Below are 4,019 nucleotides of genomic sequence, written 5' to 3'. Positions count from 1 at the left end.
GCAACCCCAGCGAGGGCCGAGGCGGCGATGGCGGCGTGCATGGCGCCGTCGGCGCGGTCCTGCCGGCCGGTGCCAGTACCGGCAGCAATGGCGGCGACGGCACCTCCGGCTATTTCTACTCGGGCGGCGGCGGTGGCGCGGGCGGCTTTGGTGCCGTGGTCACGGGCGCGGGTGCGACGGGAGCGATCGCCGGCACGCTCACCGGCGGCAATGGCGGCCATGGCGGTGGTAGCTTTTATGGTTTCGGCGGCGGAGGCGGTTCCGGCGGCATCGGCCTGCTCTTCACCGATGGCAGCGCTGCCCAGGACCTGACCATCGACGGCACGATCCAGGGCGGAAACGGTGGAAACGGCGGCTCCTATGTATCGGACGGTACTGGCGCCGCCGGCGCGGCCGGCGTTGGCGGCGCCGGCCTGGTCTTCACCAATGGCGGCGCGACGACGACGCTGACCGTCAACGGCACGATCCGTGGTGGCGATGGCGGGCGCGGCGGCTCGAATTTGCCGACGTCCTTCGGCCGCACCCCCAACCCAGGCGAAGAGGCGAACGGCGTAGGCGCAGCCGGCGGCGAGGCCATCATCGGCGCCGACCTGATCATCACCAATAACGGCACGATCGAGGGCGGCTTGTCGGGTGACGGCACGACGCGCGCGCCGGCGATCCATTTCACCGGCGGCAGCAACAGGCTGACCATCGGCAACGCCTCGGCGACCATCAATGGCGGCATCGTCGTCGACACCGGCACGCTGACCTTCGACCAGACGATCGCCGCGACGATCAGCAGCGTGGTCAGCGGCGCCGGCGGCGTGGCCAAGGAGGGCTCGGGCACGCTGACGCTGACCGGCGAAAACACCTATACCGGCGGGACGGCGCTCAATCAGGGCACGTTCTCGATCTCGCAGGATACCAATCTCGGCGATGTGTCGGGTGGACTGACCTTCAATGGCGGCACCCTGCAGGCGACCGCGAGCTTCTCGACGGCACGAGCGGTCACGCTCAACGCCAACGGCACGGTCGAAGTGACCGCCGACCAGACTTTCACCATGGATGGCACGATCACTGGCACCGGTGGCATCGCCAAGACAGGGACCGGCACGCTGGTCCTGACGGGCACGAATTTCTACACCGGCGGCACGACGATCTCGGCGGGGACGCTCTCGGTCTCGTCCGATGCCAATCTCGGCAATGCCGCCACCGGCATCACCCTTTCCAACACGACGATCGTCGGCGGGGCCGGCACCGGGGCTGACGCCATCCTGCGCACCACGTCGACCTTCTCGAGCGGTCGGAGCATCGCCTTCACCACCGGCGGTGGGCGGATCGAGACCGATGCCGGCACGACGCTGACGCTCACCGGTTCGATCACCACCGGCGGCAGCGCCAGCTTCATCAAGCAGGGCGCCGGCACGCTGGTTCTGACCGGCAACAGCTCCGGCGGCTACAATGGCCGGACCTGGGTCAACGAGGGCACGTTGCGGATCGAGGCCGGCGGCAAGCTCGGCAGCAGCGTCGCCGGCGGGCAGGCTTATATCAGCAATGGAGCCACCGCGATCGTCACCGGGACCGGCTCGAGCTGGGAGACCTTCGGCCAGATGCGGGTCGGCGAGATCGGCTCGGGCACGTTGCTGATCGAGGCTGGCGGCTCGGTGAAGACCGGCAGCGGCACCGGCACGGTCGGCATCGTCGGCGGCGGCGGTGACAGTTCGGTCACCATTACCGGGGCGGGATCGCAATGGGTCGGTAACGGCACGCAGCTCTATGTCGGCCATGCCAATGCCGGCACACTGACGCTGTCCGAGGGCGGAACGCTGCAGCTGACCGGAGGTGGAGGCGGCAGCGAGGGCGGGGGCGGTAGCAGTACGCTCGATCTCGGCCTCGTCGGCGGCAGCGCCGGCGGCACAGTCAATATCGGCGCGGCCGAGGGCAGCGCCGCCACGGCGGCTGGCAATCTCATCGTCAGCACCGTCGCCTTGAACACCAGCGCCAGCAAGCTGGTCTTCAACCACACCGAGGCCAGCTATACTTTCTCGCCGTCGATCACCGGTACTGGCTCGGTGCGCCAGCTCGCGGGAACGACGATCCTGAAGAGCGCCAACAGCTATTCGGGCACGACGACCGTGTCCGGCGGCACCTTGCGGGCTGGCGTCGCCGGCGCGTTCTCGTCGAACTCCGCCTTCACGATTGGTGCCGGCGCGACGCTCGATCTCGCCGGCTTCGACCAGAGCATCGCCTCGCTCGCCGGCGCCGGCACGGTCACGCTCGGCTCGGGCACGCTGACGGCCGGTTCGGATAACTCGTCGACAAGCTTCTCGGGCACGATCACCGGCACGGGCGGGGTCACCAAGGCGGGAACCGGCACGCTGACGCTCACCGGCACGAACACCTATACCGGCACGACCAAGGTCTCGTCCGGCAAGCTCGTCGTCAACGGCTCGATCACCAGCACTGTCACGCTCGACGGCGGCACGCTCGGTGGCTCCGGCACGATCGCCGGCGTCAGCGTCGGCAGCGGCGCGACGGTGGCACCGGGCAATTCGATCGGGACGCTGACCGTCTCGGGCAATGTCTCCTTCGCCTCGGGCTCGACCTATCAGGTCGAGATCAATGCCGCCGGGCAAAGCGACAGGATCGTCGCCTCGGGCTCGGCGACGCTCTCGGGCGGCACGGTCCAGGTCCTGGCCGAGAACGGCAACTACGCGGCGAGCACGAGCTATACCATCCTCACCGCCTCGGGCGGGGTCAGCGGCAGCTTCAGCAGCGTCAGTTCGAACCTCGCCTTCCTGACGCCGTCGCTGGCTTACGACAGCCAGAACGTCACGCTGACCATGACCCGCAACGACACCTCGTTCGGGCCCGACAACAGTGGCGGCACGAGTGGCGGTGGCAGCAGCAACTCCAGCACAGGCGGCAACTATATCGCGCAGACCCGCAACCAGGGCTTCATCGCGATCGCGGCGGAGCGGCTCGGGGTCGGCAATGCGGTCTACGACGCGCTGATCTCGGCCACAGTGGCCGAGGCGCGGGCCGGCTTCGACCTGCTCTCGGGCGAGGCGCATGCCCAGGCGGTCAGCGTGATGATCGACGAGAGCCGGCTGGTGCGCGATACGATCCTGGGCCATCTGCGCGGCCCACTGCTGACGCAGCCTGGCCGGCAGGTCGCGGGCGCCTTCAGCGCCGATCTGCCCGGCCGCAAGGGCGCGGTCGTGATGCCGGCCCCGCTGCCGCAGCCGCGCTATGCGCTGTGGGGCACGGCCTTCGGCGGCACCGGCAACAGCGATGGCGACGGCAACGCCGCCAGCCTGAGCCGCCGCAGCGGTGGGGCACTGCTCGGCGCCGACCTGATGGTCTACGACGCGCCGGGCTCGTCGCTGAAGCTGGGCGTCGCCGGCGGCTACAGCCAGTCGCGCTTTGACCTCGACGCCCGCCTCTCCTCAGGCAAGCTCGAGAGCGGCCATGCCGCGCTTTATGCCGGCGCCCGCTTCGGAAGCCTGCGCTTCGATGCCGGCGCGGCCTACACCTGGTCGGAGAGCGACATCCGCCGCCAGGTCCAGATCCGCGGGCTCAGTGATCTCCTGCGCCTGCAGCGTCCGGGCTCGGTGACGCAGGGCTTTGCCGAGCTCGGCTACGGCTTCGCCTTCCAGGGCATTGCGCTGGAACCCTTTGCCCAGCTGGCGCTGATCCGGGTCAGTACGGATGCCGGGACGGAGCGTGGCGGCGCGGCGGCCTTGCGGGTGCTCTCCAGCGACCAGACGCTGGGCTTCACCACGCTCGGCCTGCGCGCCGAGGCGCAGATCGGGGCGATGCCGCTGTTCGCGCGGGCGATGCTCGGCTGGCGCCACGGCTTCGGCGATCTCACGCCGCAGGCCCGCACCGCCTTCGTCGCCGGCACCACGCCGGCCACGGTCTTCGCCACCCCGATCGACCGCGAGGCCCTCGTCGCCGAGGCCGGCATCGACTGGCGGATATCGCAGGCCACCGCGCTCGGCCTGACCTACTCCGCCGCCATCGGCGAACGCTCC

At 69.9% G+C, this 4,019-nt stretch carries 1 protein-coding gene; it reads left to right on the top strand.

The features are described 5' to 3' along the window. A partial coding sequence (locus tag CXY91_RS00050) for an autotransporter domain-containing protein (RefSeq protein WP_100958807.1) occupies positions 1-4,019 on the top strand: 4,019 nt, incomplete at both ends.

This window comes from Allobosea sp. FBZP-16 (genome assembly GCF_002831785.1).
GTDB lineage: Bacteria > Pseudomonadota > Alphaproteobacteria > Rhizobiales > Beijerinckiaceae > Allobosea > Allobosea lupini.
The sequence above is the reverse complement of the archived record's forward strand: the minus strand, read 5'-3'. Positions and strand labels throughout refer to the sequence as shown.